The following is an 18762-nucleotide window of genomic DNA, read 5'->3' on the forward strand; positions in this document are numbered from 1 at the left end:
GCCGGGCGCGACTAGCGCGCGTCGCGCGGCTTGAAGATCAGTCCCTGCTGCGCGACACCGATGACGCCGTGCTCGTCATGCAGCGTCGTGCGGGTCAGGCCGATGCCGCTCTCCTGCACCGTGGTCGTCGAGTCGGCCGCGACCCATTCCCCGCGTGGCAGCCGGTGCAGGTACATCGTCAGGTCGGCATTCGCGAACGCGAAGCGATCCAGCGGCACGGCCCAGCTGATGCCATTGCCGAAGTCCGCTGCAGCTACCGCGCGGGCTGCTGGCGTGACTGGCCAGTCGGCCACCAGCGGCACCGCCAGGCGGAACCATACGGCGGCAGGGCCGGGGGCCGTGACCGTGCCGGTCGCCACGCGGCTCTCCATGGCGGTGTAGTGGAACGAGGTCTGCGGCTGCATGCCCGGGATGAGGATGGGCGTGTGGCACGCATCGGGCGGGGGGAGGGACGGAGACTGGGGGGACGACTGGAGGTCGAGCGCACGCTCGCGGATATAGACCGCCGTGCCGTAGACGACCGGTACGCCCTCGTGCGACAGCGCCAGCCGCACGCGCCGCACCGACCCGCCCGGTTGCGGTTCGACCACCGCGCGCAAGGGTGCCACGGGAACCGGCCGCACGAATTCGAGCGTGAGGCGAACCATCGACCAACCCGGCTCCTGCGCCATGGCGCGGTCCGCCATCGAGGCCAGCAACCCGCCCGGTGCGCCGCCGTGCTGGGCGCCGGGATGCCAGGGGCCGCGCGACAGTTCGGTAGGGACGACGGCATCGCCCGAGACTTCAAAAATGCTGTGGGGAATCGGCGCAGAAGCAGTAGCCAAGACGGTCTCCGTGATGCGGGCTGCGCTCCCGGACGCCGGGGCGCTATGGCCGCCAACGATACACCACGAGATGGCTTGTCTGCCGGCGCCACCGTTCTGTGCGGATACCGGCCATGAACCTTTCAGCCGTGAAAGACCATTGGTGCATTGCAATATGCGAAGCCCCTGCGCACAGGGCGCAACGACCTGTGAATTGGCGTGCGGATCTGCTGCGGTGCAATATCGAATTGTTGTGTTGGGGGTGGGTAATCGGACAATTTATTGCGTTGACATTGCCAAAGACAAAGTCTTACCCTCCGATCCAAGCTAACTAGACGTTCGCATATAGAACGCAAGTTCGATATGTGGTCATTTCGGATTTCAGGAGACTTGCCTTGAACAAGGTTGCCGGGTTCTTTACAGAACTGATGCGCCGGTATTTGCCGGACCCCTTCGTGTTTGCGATTGGCCTGACGCTGCTCTCCATGGTGATGGCGATGCTGGTCGAGGGACAGGCCGCCAACACGATCATCCTGAACTGGGGCAAGGGGTTCTGGAACCTGCTCTCGTTCACCACGCAAATGGCCGTGATCCTGGCCATGGGCTATGTGCTGGCCACCGCGCCGCTGGTCGATCGTTTCCTGAACAGCATCGTCGCGCGCGTGCATACGCCGCGCGGGGCCATCATCGTGGCGACGCTGGTCGGCGGTATCGGTAGCTACCTGAACTGGGGCTTCGGCCTCGTGATCGGTGGCATCATCGCCCGCAAGCTGGCGCTCAAGGTGAAGGGGGTGCACTACCCGCTGATCATCGCGTCGGCCTATAGCGGCTTCACGATGTACGGCCTGGGCTTGTCTGCCAGTATTCCCGTGCTGATCTCCACGCCGGGCCATCCGATGGAAAAGCTCATGGGCGTGGTGGCGCTCAAGGACACGATCTTCTCGCTGCCGATGCTGCTCACCAGCCTCGCCGTGATCGTCACGCTGCCGCTGCTCAACGCCATGCTGCATCCGCGCGACGCCAAGGATGTGGTGGAGATCAAGGACGACGCGGAGGAGGGCCGTGCCGCCGCCGCCGGTGGCCACAGCATGGGCATTGAGAACACGCTGGCCGCGCGCATGAACAACAGCCGCCTGCTGAGCCTGGTCATCGGCCTGTGCGGCATGGCCTACGCGGTGCTGTACTTCACACAGGGCGGCACGCTGGACCTGAACCTGATCAACTTCCTGATCCTGTTCATCGGGGTGCTGCTGCTGGGCACGCCGGCCAACTACGTCGCCAAGCTGAACGAGGGCATCAAGACGATTTCAGGCATCATCCTGCAATATCCGTTCTATGCCGGCATCATGGCGATCATGGCGGGCTCGGGGCTGGTGGATACCATTTCGCGCGTGTTCGTGGATATCGCCACGCCGCAGACGCTGCCGTTCTGGGGCCTGGTGAGTTCGTTCGTGATCAACTTCTTCGCGCCGTCGGGTGGTGGCCACTGGGTGATTCAGGGGCCATTCATGATCGACGCGGCGAAGGCCATCGGCAGCTCGGTGGCGCAGACCTCGATGTCGGTGATGCTGGGCAACGCCTGGAACGACCTCGTGCAGCCGTTCTGGATCCTGCCGGCGCTGGCGCTGTCGAAGCTCAAGCTCAAGGACGTGATGGGCTATACCGTGATCATGATGTTCTGGGTCGGTGCCATCTATATCGTGGCGCTGCTGGCCTGGGGCATGCTGACGCACTGACCGATGTACTGACAACCAACGCGGAGAGAATCGCATGCCGTTCCTGATCGAGACGTTCGACAAGCCGAATCACCAGCATGTGCGGCAGGCCAACCGGCCCGTGCACCTGGAGTATCTGGAAGCCAACAAGGCGCTGCTGCTGGCCTGCGGCGCCAAGCTCAACGATGACGGCAGCGATGGCGGTGGTGGCCTGTATATCGTCGACGTGGAGACGCGCGAGGCTGCGCAGGCCTTTATCGAAGCCGATCCGTTCCACAAGGCCGCGCTGTTCGCCGAGGTAAAGATCGTGCGGTGGCGCAAGGCCTATCTGGACGGCGTCCGTCATATCTGAACGAAGGCGTAGGTATGAAGCGATGGAAGCAACGGCCCGAAGGCGCCAACTGGGGCGACTTCGGTGAGGACGACCAGCTCGGCCGCCTGAACCTGATCACGGCGGCGCGCGTGCGTGCCGCCGCGCAGGAGATTCAAAGCGGCCGGACGTTCTGCCTGTCCCTGCCGCTGGACCTCCCCGGCGGGAATGTGCTGAACCCGCGCCGGCATCCGCCCGTGCTGCGTCCCACTTTCCGTGACGACGTGGCCTACGTGAACTTCCCGCTGGCCAAGGTCGATCCGCGCGCGCTGGACGTGCTCAGCGACGACCAGGTGCTGCTATCCATGCAGTACTCCACGCAGTGGGATTCACTGGCCCACGTGGGCGCGCTGTTCGATGCCGATGGCGATGGGGTGGCCGAACGCGTCTACTACAACGGTTTCCGGCCGAATGCCGATATCGTCGGTCCGGTTGACTATGCTGAAGCCGACCACTTCGCGGCTCATCCCTGCGGGCACGACCACAGCCATGCCGACGCGCTCGGCATCGAGACCCTCGCGGCGCACGGCATTCAGGCGCGCGGCGTGCTGGTCGATCTGGCCGAACACTACGGCCGCGAATGCCGGACGGTCGGCTACGACGACCTGATGCGCGTGATCGACACCGATGGCATCGAGGTTGGCAGTGGCGACATCCTCGTGCTTCGCACCGGATTCGCCGAGATGCTGGTCGAGATGGCTGGCGAGCCCGATGCCGAACTGTTGCATCAGAGCTGCTGCGCGCTGGACGGGCGCGACGACAAGCTGCTGCAGTGGATCACCGATTCCGGCATTGCCGCGATCGCGGCCGACAATTACGCCGTCGAGCGCTATCCGGCGCGGCCCGTGCCGGCGGAGCAGGGCCCCGTGCCGATGCTGCCGCTGCATCATCACTGCCTGTTCAAGCTCGGCCTGCCGCTCGGCGAACTCTGGTACCTGCGCGACCTGGCCGCCTGGCTGCGCGCCGAGGGTCGCCATCGGTTCTTCCTGTCGGCGCCGCCGCTGCGGCTGCCCGGCGCGATGGGGTCGCCCGTGACGCCCGTTGCCACTACCTGATTCCTCTCTCTTCACTAGGAGCCCACCATGCTGTTCATGGTCGAAATGACTGTTCGTATTCCCCAAACGCTCGACCCGGTTGTCGCCGACAAGATCAAGGCGGAAGAGAAGGCGTACTCCCAGCAACTCCAACGTGACGGCAAGTGGCGCCACCTGTGGCGCGTGGCTGGCCTCTACGCGAACGTGAGCATCTTTGACGTCAAGGATGCCGACGAACTGCACACGCTGCTGACTGGCCTGCCACTGTATCCGTACATGGAAATGAAGGTGACCGCGCTGGCGCAGCACGCCTCTGCCATCGCCCAGAACTGAGCCCCGGAGACCGCCATGCCTTTTGCTGACCTTGCGGGCGTCAAGCTCCATTACCGGTTCGATGGCGATGAGAGCCTGCCCGTGCTGGTGCTGTCGAACTCCCTGGGTACCAGCCTCGATATGTGGCAGCCGCAGATCGCTGCGCTGACGCAGCGTTTCCGGGTGCTGCGCTACGACACGCGCGGCCACGGGCAGTCGTCCGTTACCGAGGGACCGTACAGCATCGCGCAACTGGGCGGCGACGTCATCGCGCTGCTCGACCATCTGGGCCTGCAACGCGTGCATTTCTGCGGGCTGTCGATGGGCGGCATCACGGGCATGTGGCTGGGCGTCCACCACGCTGACCGCCTTGACAAGCTGATCCTGTGCAATACGGCGGCCTATATCGGGCCGCCCGAGAACTGGACCAACCGTGCCGCCGCCGTGGAGCGTGACGGTGTGGCGTCGATTGCCGCCGCCGTAGTCGACAAATGGCTCACGCCGGACTTCGCGGCGCAGCAGGCGGATCTCGTGCAGACGTTGCGGACGATGTTGGGTGCCACCGACGCCCGCGGCTACGCGGCGAACTGCCTGGCCGTGCGCGATTCGGATCTGCGCAACGACGTGCAGCGCATCACCACGCCCACGCTGGTCATTGCCGGCACCGGCGATATCCCGACCCCGCCCGCCGATGGTCGGTATCTGGCGGAGAACATTCCGGGCGCCAGGTACGTGGAACTGTACGCCGCGCATCTCTCGAACCTGCAACAGGTGGAGGGGTTCAATCAGGCTGTGCTGGCGTTCCTGGATCGCTGACGCCTGAGGTGGGCAGCTACCCCCGCCGGACGCCCGGCGGGTAACCCCGGCAGGGTTTCACCGGATCTTGCCGAATCCCCCGGCGGCCCACTGCGCGCCGCTTTCCCGCGTCAAGCGGAAATCTGGTCGCACTTTGACGGTAGCGAGCACGTCCCCGAACTGCCCGACTGCCGTGAGGGTGCCGAATGGCTCGTACTCGTCCGGCGTGATGACAAGCTGGATCGTTACCGCGTCCGAGCCGACTTCCACGGTCACCTGCTTGTTCAGTTGCGCGTGCAACTGCTGTTCGTGTCGACGGATGACTTCCGAAGCGGTCTTCACCAGGGTCTGATGCGCTGTCGCATCGAGCGGCTTCGGATCGACCTTGTTTCGGCCCATGGTCCAGGGGCCGACCAGCGCGGGCTCGGAACTGCCATCCCGGATCATCTCGACGGCCCAGCCGTCACCATCCTCGTTCTTGATGACCCGCGCGGTCCAGCCCTTGTCTCGCCAAAGCCTGGGTTCATGGATGGGGGAGGACTCGGCCTCCGAAGGGACGGTGTCGCTGTGATTCATGGATCTCGTATTCAATGCATGCGGCCTTCGCCGCTGGCGCGCGGCAGCCGCTGCCATGGTGGCGGCTAAACGCCGCATTGTAATGGGATCAGTGTCTCGACGAAATGGCGCCCGCTGCCTTTGCGGGCGGCAGGGTGGTCCATGGTCCAATACCGGCGTTTTCCACGGTTGAATATCTTGGTGGAGTAAGCGAACGTCCTATGGAGCCAACAACATGAAATACTCCCTGCTCGTTGTGTTGCTCGCAGCCGCCGGATGCGCCAGCCCACCGCCGCCCGCGCCCCTTCCCCCGCCGCCGCCGGCCAATGCCAGCAAGGTAGGCCAGAGCCAGATGGCGCCCAAGGCGGCCGCGCAGTGCATCGGATCGAAATGGACGCAACCGGGCGGACAGCCGGCCATGATCCAGTACGTGTACGCCAACGATACGGCATTCGATGTCTTTGTCCCCGGCCAGACCCCGCCCGCCGGAACGGCCGCTATGGTCAGGCCCGCTCCGACCGGCACAGGCTCAACGCTGTATTTCCGCGGCAACGACGCCGCGGCGTCCAGCGTCTTGAGCCAGTGTTCCTAGGCCTGCCGGGATAGCGAAGCGCGCGTCAGGGGTGGCCGATGGCTGGCTTTTCCCCTGGCACGCCTCGGAATGGACGTCATCGGTCTCCCGGCCATCGATTCATTCGTAAGTTAGGTTGACCTGCCCCGGCATGACCTGTATAAGAGTCCTTGCAGGATCATCAAGCAGACCTCAGAGTTCATTGGCGAATCGCCACCTTCCTTGTTTCTTCCTTGAGTATCGTGCCTCGCCGGTATTTTCGTCGTGCGAGAATTTTTTAGGAATTGACATGGCAACAGGTACGGTAAAGTGGTTTAACGACGCCAAGGGCTTTGGTTTCATCACGCCGGAAGCAGGTGGAAATGATCTTTTCGCGCATTTCTCCGAGATCCAGGGCGATGGCTTCAAGTCGCTGCAAGAAGGACAGAAGGTGAATTACGTCGAAGGCAATGGCCCCAAGGGTCCGACCGCGACGAAGATTCAGCCCTCCTGAACTGACTCGACTGGCAACAGTCGTAGAAAAGCTCCGCAGATGCGGAGCTTTTTTTATTTGTGGAGGGTTTTTCCCTACGGAGAAATACACCCGCCGCGAGTGGGAGGGAAGGAGTAGAGTCGATAGGTAGTCGCAAATTCCGATACCTTCTCAATCAAGGGGGCGATTCCAGTATGCAAGGTGCCACTCTGCCATTCAGCTTCCTCTGCACATTAAACGCCGATGTCGAGCGCCTGGCCTACCATGTGGCGGTCAGTTTCCGGGATGGCAACCACCCGGCGGGCGTGCAATTTACAAGCTTCGTTGGCACCGGAAGGCGCTCCTTTTCGGTGCGCAGCCCAGACAGCGACCTCCAGCCCGCGACGGGTGAGACCTGCGAACAGCTATGCCGCATCGCCATTGGCCAGGTCCTGCGCGACCAGCTCTACAACAAGGCGGCCGACGGCGACCATGTGCTCGATCTCGACGTGTTGCCATGGGAGGGCGAACTGAAGCCCGTCGGCGCCGGCAATATCGCAAGGCGTCCTGCACGGCGATATTCGCCGGTTTAAGTCCGTCGGGCGGCTTTCCCCGATATATCCCTGAAGCGCACAGTAAGAGCGTATGCTGGTACTGCCAATCGGCAATCAATGCACCGGGAGCATCTCATGGCCAAGAGCCAACTACGCGGCAATCGCGAAGCAAAAAAACCCAAACAGCCCAAGAAGCCGGCCGTGCCGGCAAGCCCGATCGGAACGGTGCATTCTCGGATCGGCAACGACGGCGTCGGCAAGCGGAAGTAAATCGGCGGAAGCCGACCGATGAGGGAGGCGCATCATGATCCATCAGGACTTTAGCTCGACATTCCAGGGGCTGCCACTGACCGCCGAGCAGGAATCGGAAGTTCGTCACTACCTGAACAGGAAGGCCCGGCTCGGCCGGCCATGGGACACCGTGGAGTTGCGGGGAATGCTGGAAGACATGCTGCTGCCGCCCACGGCGGAAGATAGCGACGCCGGCGATACGCAACTGGAGCGTGTCGCCGCGGCGGAACGCGCGGCAGCGTTCGTCGACGACGCCATGGAACCGATCGAGGCGTACGAGGAATGGAACGCCGCCATGGAATCCGAGGGCATGAAAGGCGGCCAGCGCTGAAGGCTGGTTACCAGGTCGAGATGGCGCGGGGCGTGGCGAGCGGCATGCCAATGCCGGCAGCCGGATCGGTCAGTGCCTCGATTTCGATATAGGGCCGCTCCGACTGCACCTTCCCGAATATCGCCGCAAAAGGAACATCGGCGGCATCCCGGCCGGTGCCAATACGCAGCAGGCCGGTCGGAATCGATACCCCTGAGGGATCGAGCAGATACCAGCCGCCCGACAGGTACACCTCAACTACCGCGTGGAAATCCGGCGGGCCCATTGCCGGGTCCGCACCATAGTCCAGGCTGCTGGAAATGCGGGCCGGCATACTCAGCGCGCGGCAAATGGCGATCATCAGGTGGGCGAAATCCCGGCACACGCCGGTTCGCTCCACGATCGTATCGGTCGCCGACGTCCGTTCATTGGTGGAGTGCGAGAGAAAACGGATATGGTTGCGCGCCCATTCCCGGATCGCGTACACGCGCGGGTAGCCGGGGCGCATGCCGCCAAACTCACGCATCGCGAACTCCATCAGGCGGTCTGATTCGCAATAGCGGCTCGGCGTCAGGAAGGGCAGCACCTCAAAGGGCAGTTCGGCGACCGGGACCTGCCGTATCGATTCGCCATCGTCGAGTCGATGATCGATGTCCACCACACACTCATAGCGGATGGCCAGATGGCCCTTGTTCGCCCGAATCCGCAGCATGCGGTTGCACAGGACTGGATCTGTGTAGCGCGTGGCGGGCACCTCCGGCGTGATGGCGAGGTGCTCGGAAACGATGGACTGGCGTCCCGTCCTTGCGGCTTCGATACGCAACAGAAAGTCCGCTGTGGGATCCAGGATCTCATAGGACAGGTTCACCAGGTACCGGATGCGATTCATCGTTGACCTTGCGCCGATGTGGGGGAGGGAGACGGCATTCAGAGTGTACTGCTACGACGCTGCGCCTGTATTGTAAGGACGCTCGCATTTGTCGTGCCTGGACCTCTAAACTAGAGCCATGACGCGCCTTAGCAGGGTTCCGCTCTCCGGCCGCCGATGGCCCAACAGATATGCGGAACAACAGTCGGAGGCGAGTCATGCGCACGCTCCTATATTTCATCCTCAATGATGTGGCCACCGCCAAGCTGGCACAGACCCGGCTGCACGCGCTCGTGGCTGGCCCTCAGGAGCCGGATGGTCCGTGGTTTGTACGTCGAGACCGGCAGCCCGTCGAGAGCCTGCCCGGCACCGACACGGGCCAGATTACCTACCGCGATGAAACCGCAATGGGCGGATTTGTCGCCGGCGCCATTGCCGGCGTCGCCATCACCGTTGCGTACGGCACATCGTTTGGTCCGGCCGAAAGCACGATCGCCGCACTGGGGGTTGCCATGCTCGGCGGCATGCTGGGCTGGCTGCTCGGGGCAAGACTCGGTGGCAAGTTCCTGCGCGTCGGCTTGACGGAACGCCGACTCCCCATGGCGCCGGGGCAGCTCGTGATGGTGGCAAGTTGCCACGGCGGTTCCTGCGCGCCGATGCGCAGCATCGTCAAGGAGTTGGGCGGCGTTTGCCTCGCCGGGACAGCTTACCGCGGCTGGCCCCGTTGACCATGCGATAACGACGGCCCCGTCGACCATTCAGATCTGGGATTGCCTTTCCGTGGCCTGACAGTCCTTCTCCAGCATGGTGAGTACGTCGTAGAACACTTCATGCCAATCGGGGTGCGCGGGGTCGCCCACGTGTTGGTCATGGCCATCGGCAACCCTCGCGTGCAAGCCGTGACGCGTGAGTGTCATCACGACGGGCACCTCGGCGCTGTGCACCACGGCATCCCCTGCGTCGAACGTGACGACGTAACGGAAGCCGTAGCTTTTCGGACCGGGCTCTCCGGTCGGCTTGACCGATATCAGCGCGGGCGGCGCCTGCAAATATGCAGCCAGCTTCTCACTCGTGGATCTGGCGACCGATTCCAGCAAGGCCCTGTGATCCTTTTCGCGCGTCGATGCCTCGAAGAATCGATCGCGTAACGCTTCATACGGGGACATCGCGCCTCCTCGCCCTGCTGTGGGACAAAAGACCATGCCTCTACTGTAGAACGCGCGCGCAACGTCCGTACGTATCGGTGATCCAGGTCGCAGGTTCGTGGGGTGCCATCCTCAACGAAGGAAATAGATGCTAGAGGCCATTCGCCACGCTTTTTCGTTTCTGCCTACGCCGTCGCCATGGCATGACAAGGCGCCGGTCCGGGGAGAACTGTTTGGCATCGAACGGCTGGAGCAGCATGCGCAGAGCCTGGCGGCCGCGCAGACCGTGACCGCCAGCCCGCCCAGGGTCCCCACGCTGCAGAGCCGCCTCAAGGACAATGCGGCGGTCTTGCTGCGCGCCTACCGGGCCGGTGCGTCCGAATTGGAGAAGGGGCGCAGCGTGGTGCCCGCCGCAGAGTGGTTGCTCGACAACTACCACCTCGTCGAAGCGCAGGTCCGGGAGATTCGCGATGCCTTGCCGCCCGGCTACTATCGCCAGCTGCCCAAGCTGAGCAACGGACCGTTCGCCGGCTACCCGCGCGTCTTTGGCATCGCCTGGGCGTTTGTCGCGCACACCGACAGCCATATCGATGCCATCGCGCTGCGGCGCTTTATCGCCGCCTATCAGCGCGTGACACCGCTGACCATCGGGGAACTGTGGGCCGTCGCCATTACGCTGCGCATTGTCCTGATCGAGAACCTGCGCCGGCTCGCTGACCAGATGACGGCGGGGCGCGCCGCCCGCGCCGACGCCGATGGCCTGGCGCGCCGTGTACTGGTCGAGGGATGCGGCCGATCGGCGCTGGAAGCCGATATTGCGGCGCGTTCCGTCCTGCCCTTGTCGGAGCTGTTTGCCGCGCAGCTGGCCAAGCGGCTGCGTGACCAGGACCCCGTGACCACGCCGATCCTTGGCTGGCTGGAGGCGCGGCTCGGGCGGCAGGGCGTTTCCGTCGATGACGTGGTACTGCATGCCCAACAGCGGCAAGGGGCATCCAATGTCACGGTCCGCAACGTCATTACCAGCTTGCGGTTGATCTCGGACCTCGACTGGACCGAGCTGTTCGAGGACGTCAGCCTCGTCAACCGGGTGTTGTGCGCGAACAGCACGTTCGCGCTCATGGACTTCCCGACGCGCAACCTTTACCGCAGCGCCATCGAGCGCCTGGCGCGGGGCGCGACGCTATCCGAGCTGGAGATCGCCGACCGCGCGGTAGGGGCCGCCCGTGCCGCGACTGGAATCGGGCACGATGCCGGCCGCGTCGAATGCGCGACGGACGCCGGCTACCACCTGATCGGTGACGGACTCGCTACCTTCGAGGCGTCGATCGGATACCGACCCACCGTCGCGCAGCAGCTCAGCCGCTTTCATCTCCGGCTCGGCATCGGCGGCTACCTCGGGGCGACGTTGCTGGTCACCGTCCTGCTGCTCGCTATCTCGTTGTGGCTTCTGGGAGTTCCGGCGCTGGCCGCAACGGGCGGATGGCCCATGCTGCTCGCGCTCGTTGTGCTGATCTGGCTGATCCCCGCCAGCGAAGTCGCCTTCGCGCTGATCAACCGGGCGATTGCGTGGCACTTCGGGGCCGTCATCCTGCCCGGTCTGGCGCTTTCTGCCGGCGTGCCGCGCTCCCTGCGGACCCTGATCGCCGTGCCGACGCTGTTGTCCGGCGAGCCCGAGCTGCGCGCCCAGATCGAGGGGCTGGAGGTGCACCATCTTTCCGGGGCCGGCGGCGACTTGAGTTTCGCCTTGCTGACCGATGGCGTAGACGCCGATCAGGAGGTCATGCCCGGCGACGCGCATCTGCTCGCAGTCGCCGCCGACGCCATCGCGCTACTCAACGAGCGCCATGGCCCAGGGCCAGCGGGAGACCGCTTTCTCCTGCTCCATCGGCGCCGCATCTTCAATGCGGGCGAGGGCGTCTGGATGGGGTGGGAGCGCAAGCGCGGCAAGCTGCACGAGCTGAACCGCCTGTTGCGGGGCGCCACCGACACCAGCTATGTGCCGGTGGGCGGCGCGCCGCCGCGCGTACCGGCTGACGTCCGCTATGTCATTACGCTGGATGCGGACACGCGCCTGCCGCGAGACGCCGCGTTGCGGCTGATCGGCAAGATCGCGCATCCGTTGAACCGGCCCCGCTTCGACCCTGCGCTGCAGCGGGTCATCGGCGGCTATGCGGTCCTCCAGCCTCGGGTGACCCCGTCGCTGCCGGTTGGGCGGGAGGGATCGTTGTTCCAGCGCATCTTCTCCGCGCCGGGCGGCATCGATTCCTATGCCACCGCAGCGTCCGATGTCTATCAGGACTTGTTCAACGAAGGGTCGTACGTCGGCAAAGGCATCTACGACGTCGACGCCTTCGAGGCGGCACTGTCCGGCCGGATCGCCGATAACACCGTGCTCAGCCACGACCTGCTCGAAGGCATGTTCGCGCGTACGGGCCTGGCGTCGGATATCGAGGTGGTCGAGGAATTTCCCGCGCGCCATGACGTGGCCGCCAAGCGGCAGCACCGCTGGACGCGCGGCGACTGGCAACTCCTCGGCTGGATCTTCGGACACCATGCCGGGCGCGATGCGGTGCCCGCCGTAGGCCGCATGAAGATGTTCGACAACCTGCGTCGCTCGGTCCTGCCGCTCTGCCAGCTGGCGGCGCTCGCGACGAGCTGGCTCGCGCCCGCGCCGCTCAACCTGCATGCCACGCTGCTGGTGCTGGCCGCCATCAGCATCCCGATCCTGCTGCCGGGCCTGCTTTCGCTGCGCCCCCATCACACGGCGGTGCGATGGCGCAGCCACGCGGCGATGCGGCTGGCCGATCTGCGCACCGCCGCCATGCAGATCCTGTTCACGGTAGCGTTCCTGCCGGACCAGGCGTGGAGCACCGGCGACGCCATCGTCCGGACGCTGACGCGGCTGCTCCGCACGCGGCGCCACTTGCTCGAATGGACGACTGCCGCGCAGTCGAAGCGCAATCCCCGGCTCGATCTCGCGGGGTTCTACCGTCGCATGCTGGGCGGGGTCCTGCTGACCGTGGTGGTGGCTGCCATCACGATCGGTGTCGCGCCATCCGGCTGGCCGCTAGTGACGCCGTTTGTCTTGCTGTGGCTCGCCGCGCCGGCGCTCGCGCTGTGGGCCAGCCGTGCGACGCGCGCTGCGCCCCGGCTTACGCTGTCCGAGGAGGAAGCGGGAGAACTGCGCCGGATCGCGCGTCGCACGTGGCGCTACTTCGAGGTCTTCGTCACGCCGGCGGACAACATGCTGCCCCCGGACAACGTGCAGGAGAGCCCCCGGCAGGTCGTGGCGAACCGGACTTCCCCGACCAATATCGGCCTGTACCTGCTGTCCGCCGTGGCCGCGCACGACTTTGGCTGGGCGGGGACGACCGAAACGGTGGCGCGGCTCGAGGCCACGTTTGACGCGCTGCGACGGCTGTCGCGCTATCGCGGACACTTCTTCAACTGGTATGGCACCCAGGACCTCCGTGCGCTCACGCCCGCCTATGTGTCGTCCGTCGACAGCGGCAATCTGGCCGGCCATCTCATCGTGCTGGCCAACGCCTGCGAAGGCTGGGCGCGCACGCCCGCCGCTGCGACGGAGGCGCCGGAGACACGCAAGGGCATGCAGGACAGCGTCACGCTGGCCCATGAGGCACTGGGGAGTTTGCTGCAGGCAGGCAGCGAGCAGGGCCGCGAGGTCGAGGCGTTGCTGAACGAGATCGACGATCATCTGCACGGCGCGCAGCGGATGGCCACGTTGATGCCCACGCTGCGGCGGCTGGCCGACCACGCCACGCGGCTCTGCGCGGACATGCGCCCGGCCGCCGGCAATGACGCGCTGGGTGACCTCTCGTTCTGGCTCGGCGCCCTGTCCAGACGGGCGGTAGAACATGAGCGCGATGGCGCGGCGCTTGCCGCCGCGTCGCCAGACGTGGCTGTCCGGCTTCTCGCGCTCGCCAGCGAAGCGCGCGAGATGGCGATGTCCATGGATTTTTCCTTCCTGTTCAACGGGGAACGCAAGCTGTTGTCGATCGGCTTTGCGATGGACGATAACCGGCTCGACACCAGCTGCTACGACCTGCTCGCCTCGGAGGCGCGACTGGCCAGCCTGTTCGCCATCGCAAAAGGGGATGTGCCCACGCGGCACTGGTTCCGCCTGGGCCGTGCCGCCACACCGCTCGGCAACGGTTCGGCGCTGATCTCGTGGTCCGGCTCCATGTTCGAATACCTGATGCCGTCACTGGTGATGCGTGCGCCGAAGGGCAGCCTGCTCGAACAGACCAGCTGGCTGGTGGTCGAGCGCCAGCGCACCTACGGTCGCTCGCTGAGCATTCCCTGGGGCATCTCGGAGTCCGCGTACAACGCGCGCGATCTCGAGTTCACGTACCAGTATTCGAACTTCGGCGTGCCAGGCCTCGGCCTGAAGCGGGGTCTTGCCGAGAACGTGGTGATTGCGCCGTACGCCGCCGCGCTCGCCGCCATGGTTGACCCGCCCGAAGCGCTGCGCAACTTCAGGGATCTCATGCGCATCGGCGCGCTGGCTCGGTACGGCTTCTACGAAGCCATCGACTTCACGCGTTCGCGCTTGCCGGAGAACCAGGATCACGCCATCGTGCGGGCCTTCATGGCCCACCACCAGGGCATGAGCATTGTCGCGCTCGCCAACACGCTGCTGCACGGCGTCATGCGCGAGCGCTTCCATCAGGAGCCGATGGTCCAGGCGACCGAACTGCTGCTGCAGGAGCGCATTCCGCGCAATGTGGCGATCGCGCCGCCGCGTGCCGAGGACGTCAAGGCTTCGGCGATTGCCCCCACGGTCCAGGATTCGACGGCCAGGCGGATGCCTGGTGCGGTCGTCGGGCCACCTGTCACCCATCTGCTCTCGAACGGGCGCTACACCGTCATGCTGACGGCAGCGGGGGCCGGCTACAGCCATTGGCGCGACCTGTCGGTCACCCGGTGGCGGGAGGACGCCACCTGCGATGAAGATGGGTCGTTCATCTTCCTGCGCGACAACGAGGACGGACGGGTCTGGTGCGCCGGCGCGTGGATCCCCGGCAGCGATGATGTTGGCGAGGACAACGAGGTGCTGTTCGTCGAGGACCGCGCGGCGTTCCATCGGCGCGATGGCGCGCTGACCACCACGCTCGACGTGCTGGTATCGGGCGAGGACGACGGCGAGGTGCGGCGTGCGTCGCTGTCCAACAGTGGTCGCCGAACCCGCGAGATCACGTTGACCTCCTACGCCGGGCTGGCGCTCTCGGCGCAGGCGGCGGACGTTGCGCATCCGGCGTTCTCCCGGCTGTTCATCCAGACCGAGTATCTGGCCGAGTTCGGCGCACTGATCGCGACCCGCCGGCCCCGCTCGCAAACCGATCCGCAGATCTGGGCCGCGCATTTCGCGGTGGTGGAGGGGGACGTCTGTGCCGACCCGGAGTATGAGTCCGACCGGGCGCGCTTCCTGGGGCGGGGTCGGACCATCATGACGGCGCGCGCAGTGCAGGACGGCGGGCCGCTCTCGAATACGACAGGCACGGTGCTGGATCCCATCTTTTCGCTGCGGCAGCAGGTGCGCATCGCCCCCGGTGGGGTGGCGCGCGTGGCGTTCTGGACCGTCGTGGCGGCGTCGCGCGCCGAGCTGCTCGATCTGATCGACAAGCACCACGATCGCAGCGCCTTCGACCGCGCCCGGACCCTCGCATGGACGCAGGCGCAGGTCCAGCTGCGTCATCTGGATATCAAGTCGAACGAGGCTGCGGACTTCCAGCGGCTGGCGGCAGCCATCCTGTACGCGGACCGCCGCCTCAGGGCGCCATCCGGGGCGATCGCGCGCGGCGCTGGCCTCCAGTCCGGGCTGTGGCCGCACGCCATCTCTGGCGACCTGCCGATCGTTCTGTTGCGTATCGACGAGATCGACGATATCGCGCAGGTTCGCCAGTTGCTGCGTGCGCATGAGTACTGGCGCATGAAGCGGCTCGGCGTCGATCTCGTCATCGTGAACGAGCATGCCTCGTCGTATGTGCAGGACCTGCAGGTCGCCATCGACACAGCGGTACGCAGCAGCCAGTCGCGGCCGCGTCTGGGCGAGGAGTTCGCCCAGGGGGCGGTCTACGCGCTGCGCGCCGACCTGATGACCGGCGAGGCGCGTGCGTTGCTGCAGTCCGTCGCACGCGTGGCGCTGATTGCACGCCGGGGCGCGATTGCCGACCAGCTTGCACGGATTCCCGATCCGGCGTGGGCACCGCCGCCAACGTTGCCGCTTACGCCGCCGCCGTCCCGGTGGCCGCCTGCCGTTGCAAGTACCTCGTACGATCGGGCCTCGCTCGAGTTCTTCAACGGTTTGGGTGGCTTCGCCCGGGATGGCCGGGAGTACGTCGTGATCCTGGAGGACGGCTCCACCACGCCGGCGCCATGGATCAATGTCATTGCCAATGACGGCTTTGGCTTCCAGGTGTCGACCGAGGGCAGCGGCTATACGTGGTCCGTCAACAGCCGGGAGAACCAGTTGACGCCATGGTCCAACGACGCCGTCTCGGACCCGGCAGGGGAGGCCATCTACGTGCGCGACCTGGCGTCGGGCGAGGTCTGGACAGCCACCGCGCAGCCGGTGCGTGATGGCGGCAAGTACATCGCCTGTCATGGCTTTGGATACAGTCGATTTTCACACGTGGCGCACGGCATCGGGCTGGAGCTGCTGCAGTATGTGCCGGTCGATGACCCGGTGAAGATCTCGCGGATGACGCTGCGCAATCTCTCCGGGGAGCATCGGCAGCTGTCCGTGACGGCCTATGTCGATTGGGTCCTCGGCCTGTCGCGCGGCGCCTCGGGCCCTTACATCGTGACCGAGTTCGATGCGGAAAGCGGCGCGATGCTGGCGCGTAACCCCTGGAATCTCGCGTTTCCCGGCCGGGTCGCGTTTGCCTGTCTGGTCGGGACCACGACGAGCTGGACAGCCGACCGAAGCGAGTTTATTGGCTATCGCGGCACGCTCGGCCGCCCGGCGGCGCTGGTCGCCCCCGCCGGCTCGGCATCGCTTTCCGGCGCGGCCGGCGCGGGGATGGATCCTTGTGCGGCCCTCCAGTGTCATGTCTCGCTCGCGCCGGGCGAATCCACCGAGGTGGCCGTGCTGCTCGGGCAATGCGCCGGCGCCGATGAGGCCCGCGCCTTGATCGCCCGCTATCGCGCCGAGAATCTCGACAGCACGCTCGCGGCCGTGACGGCGCAGTGGACGGATCTGCTCGGCGCGGTGCAGGTCAAGACGCCGGATCGCGCGATGGACATCATGCTCAATGGATGGCTGCTCTACCAGACGCTCGCCTGTCGCGTCCGGGCCCGTTCGGCGTTTTATCAGGCCAGCGGCGCCTACGGGTTTCGCGACCAGTTGCAGGACACCATGGCGCTCACCTTCGCCCGCCCCGCCGAGACGCGGCGCCATCTGCTGCGCGCCGCCGCGCGGCAGTTCGAGCCAGGCGACGTCCAGCACTGGTGGCTACCGCATTCCGGGCAGGGCGTGCGCACGCGGATTTCGGACGACTGCGTCTGGCTGGCCTTCGCCACGGCGACCTATGTGATGGGGGCGGATGATGCCGCGGTGCTGGACGAGCGCATCCCCTTCCTTGACGGGCCGGCACTGGCTGCCGGCGACCACGACCTGTTCTTCCAGCCCATGGTGGCTGAGGCCAGCGCGTCGCTGTTCGAGCACTGTGCGCGCGGCATTGACCGCTGCATCGGCCTGACAGGCGAGCACGGCCTGCCGCTGATTGGTGGAGGTGACTGGAACGACGGGATGAATCTGGTAGGCGCTGGCGGCAAGGGCGAGAGCGTCTGGCTGGGATGGTTGCTCGCCCGCACTATCGCGCTGTTCGCCCTGCTGGCTGACGCGCACGATGCCGACCGTGCCGCCAGATGGCGGGCCCATGGGCTGGCACTGCGCGAGGCGCTGGAACAGCATGGCTGGGATGGCGCGTGGTACCGCCGGGCCACCTACGATAACGGCACGCCGCTGGGCTCGAAGGACAGCGAGGCCTGCCGGATCGATGCCATCGCCCAGTCCTGGTCGGTGCTGTCTGGCGTGGGCGACCCTGCCCGAAGCGCGATGGCCATGGCGTCGCTCGACCAGCGGCTTGTCCGCCGCGACGAAGGGCTAGCGCTGCTGTTCTCGCCGCCATTTGACGGGGGCGTGGATGACCCCGGCTATCTCCGGGCTTACCCGCCCGGTGTCCGCGAGAACGGTGGTCAGTACAGTCACGCCGCGATGTGGAGCGTCCTGGCCTTTGCGGAGCTGGGGGACGCGGACACTGCCGTCGAACTGTTCTCGATGCTCAACCCGATTCACCATGCGCTGACGCCGCAGGCAACGGACCGCTACAAGGTGGAGCCTTATGTGGTGGCGGCCGACGTCTATTCGGTCGCCCCCCACGTCGGCCGTGGCGGCTGGACGTGGTACACCGGGGCGGCGGGATGGATGGTGCGGGCAGGCGTCGAGGGCATCCTCGGCATCCGGCGGGAGGGCGCCTGGCTGCTAATCGCGCCACGGATTCCCGCAAGCTGGCCGGGCTTCCAGGCCACCCTCGCACTGGGTGCCGGCCACTACGATATTCGCGTGGAGCGAAGGGGCGCCAACGATCCAGTGTCGGCCGCGATGCTGGATGACTTGCCCATCCCCTGTGTCAACGGCGCCGTGCGCGTGCAGTTGGAGGACGGGGAGCACCGTCTGGTCCTTCGCCTCGGCGACGTTCAGCTTCGGACGGCGCCGTCCTCGAACTTGGCAAATACGCGGGCCTGAACCGCTTCCATGATGGCGAGCGTGCTCTCGTCTGCTGGGGCGCTGGCCGTCACGCCGGTCGCGTCCTTCGGCTTGGCGCCGAGAGGGTAGAAGACAAACTCGGCGTCGATCTTGCCGGCCGTTTCCTTTTTGAGGCGTCGGTTGAGTGCTTTCAGGTACTGCTTCTTGTTGGTCTTTGACATGTTTTCCCGTTGACGTGCGGTTTGGCAAGTGGCGCC

17 protein-coding genes are annotated in these 18762 nt (G+C 65.7%); 12 read left to right on the forward strand and 5 right to left on the reverse strand.

Features of this window, described 5'->3' with window-relative positions; translation table 11 throughout:
• Nucleotides 1–11 precede the first annotated feature (11 nt).
• Nucleotides 12–824, reverse strand: coding sequence for a thioesterase family protein (locus BM115_RS22620; RefSeq protein WP_177219996.1), 813 nt, complete (start codon nt 822–824; stop codon nt 12–14).
• 374 nt (nt 825–1198) lie between these two features.
• Here BM115_RS22620 and BM115_RS22625 point away from each other — a divergent pair, with 374 nt between their 5' ends.
• Genes BM115_RS22625 through pcaD form a run of 5 tightly spaced genes read left to right on the forward strand, consistent with a single transcriptional unit; the run spans nt 1199 to nt 5050 of the window.
• Nucleotides 1199–2539: a short-chain fatty acid transporter gene (locus BM115_RS22625; protein WP_092299559.1), complete on the forward strand. Its 1341-nt coding sequence runs from the start codon at nt 1199–1201 to the stop codon at nt 2537–2539.
• A 34-nt stretch (nt 2540–2573) separates the two neighbouring features.
• Nucleotides 2574–2870, forward strand: coding sequence for a YciI family protein (locus BM115_RS22630; RefSeq protein WP_092299562.1), 297 nt, complete (start codon nt 2574–2576; stop codon nt 2868–2870).
• A gap of 14 nt (nt 2871–2884) precedes the next feature.
• Nucleotides 2885–3943 carry a cyclase family protein gene (locus BM115_RS22635; RefSeq protein ID WP_092299565.1) on the forward strand — a complete coding sequence of 353 codons (1059 nt, stop codon included), beginning with the start codon at nt 2885–2887 and terminating at the stop codon, nt 3941–3943.
• A 27-nt stretch (nt 3944–3970) separates the two neighbouring features.
• The gene (gene catC / locus BM115_RS22640) at nt 3971–4255 is read left to right on the forward strand and encodes a muconolactone Delta-isomerase (protein ID WP_092299568.1); all 285 of its coding nucleotides are present in this window, start codon (nt 3971–3973) and stop codon (nt 4253–4255) included.
• A gap of 15 nt (nt 4256–4270) precedes the next feature.
• Nucleotides 4271–5050 (forward strand): 3-oxoadipate enol-lactonase, encoded by a 780-nt coding sequence (gene pcaD, locus BM115_RS22645; RefSeq protein WP_092299571.1) that lies wholly within the window; start codon nt 4271–4273, stop codon nt 5048–5050.
• Nucleotides 5051–5107: 57 nt separating this feature from the next.
• Here pcaD and BM115_RS22650 read toward each other — a convergent pair whose 3' ends face one another.
• Complete coding sequence (locus BM115_RS22650) at nt 5108–5605, reverse strand: hypothetical protein (protein WP_092299574.1); 498 nt, start codon at nt 5603–5605, stop codon at nt 5108–5110.
• A gap of 214 nt (nt 5606–5819) precedes the next feature.
• Here BM115_RS22650 and BM115_RS22655 point away from each other — a divergent pair, with 214 nt between their 5' ends.
• From BM115_RS22655 to BM115_RS22670, 5 genes are all read left to right on the forward strand, one after another.
• The gene (locus BM115_RS22655) at nt 5820–6176 is read left to right on the forward strand and encodes a hypothetical protein (protein ID WP_092299577.1); all 357 of its coding nucleotides are present in this window, start codon (nt 5820–5822) and stop codon (nt 6174–6176) included.
• A 268-nt stretch (nt 6177–6444) separates the two neighbouring features.
• Entirely contained in the window at nt 6445–6648 is a 204-nt protein-coding gene (locus tag BM115_RS22660) for a cold-shock protein (protein WP_092299580.1), read from the forward strand.
• A 173-nt stretch (nt 6649–6821) separates the two neighbouring features.
• Nucleotides 6822–7199, forward strand: a complete 378-nt coding sequence (locus BM115_RS22665) for a hypothetical protein (protein WP_092299583.1) — start codon at nt 6822–6824, stop codon at nt 7197–7199.
• 96 nt (nt 7200–7295) lie between these two features.
• Nucleotides 7296–7430: a hypothetical protein gene (locus BM115_RS27525; RefSeq protein ID WP_255370945.1), complete on the forward strand. Its 135-nt coding sequence runs from the start codon at nt 7296–7298 to the stop codon at nt 7428–7430.
• A gap of 34 nt (nt 7431–7464) precedes the next feature.
• Nucleotides 7465–7782 (forward strand): hypothetical protein, encoded by a 318-nt coding sequence (locus BM115_RS22670; protein ID WP_092299586.1) that lies wholly within the window; start codon nt 7465–7467, stop codon nt 7780–7782.
• 7 nt (nt 7783–7789) lie between these two features.
• Here BM115_RS22670 and BM115_RS22675 read toward each other — a convergent pair whose 3' ends face one another.
• Nucleotides 7790–8650 (reverse strand): transglutaminase-like domain-containing protein, encoded by an 861-nt coding sequence (locus BM115_RS22675; protein WP_092299588.1) that lies wholly within the window; start codon nt 8648–8650, stop codon nt 7790–7792.
• A 197-nt stretch (nt 8651–8847) separates the two neighbouring features.
• Here BM115_RS22675 and BM115_RS22680 point away from each other — a divergent pair, with 197 nt between their 5' ends.
• A complete protein-coding gene (locus BM115_RS22680; protein WP_092299591.1) occupies nt 8848–9357 on the forward strand; it encodes a hypothetical protein in 510 nt (169 codons plus the stop codon).
• 30 nt (nt 9358–9387) lie between these two features.
• Here the strand turns inward: BM115_RS22680 and BM115_RS22685 are convergent, their stop codons facing one another.
• Nucleotides 9388–9795 carry a hypothetical protein gene (locus tag BM115_RS22685; RefSeq protein ID WP_092299594.1) on the reverse strand — a complete coding sequence of 136 codons (408 nt, stop codon included), beginning with the start codon at nt 9793–9795 and terminating at the stop codon, nt 9388–9390.
• Nucleotides 9796–9922: 127 nt separating this feature from the next.
• Here BM115_RS22685 and BM115_RS22690 point away from each other — a divergent pair, with 127 nt between their 5' ends.
• Nucleotides 9923–18544 (forward strand): glycoside hydrolase family 94 protein, encoded by an 8622-nt coding sequence (locus BM115_RS22690; RefSeq protein WP_092299597.1) that lies wholly within the window; start codon nt 9923–9925, stop codon nt 18542–18544.
• On the opposite strand, the gene BM115_RS22695 is transcribed toward BM115_RS22690, so the two are convergent.
• Nucleotides 18496–18726, reverse strand: a complete 231-nt coding sequence (locus BM115_RS22695) for a hypothetical protein (RefSeq protein WP_092299600.1) — start codon at nt 18724–18726, stop codon at nt 18496–18498. The genes BM115_RS22690 and BM115_RS22695 overlap by 49 nt on opposite strands.
• Nucleotides 18727–18762: the final 36 nt, after the last annotated feature.

The organism is Cupriavidus sp. OV096 (genome assembly GCF_900115455.1).
Taxonomy (GTDB): Bacteria; Pseudomonadota; Gammaproteobacteria; order Burkholderiales; family Burkholderiaceae; genus Cupriavidus.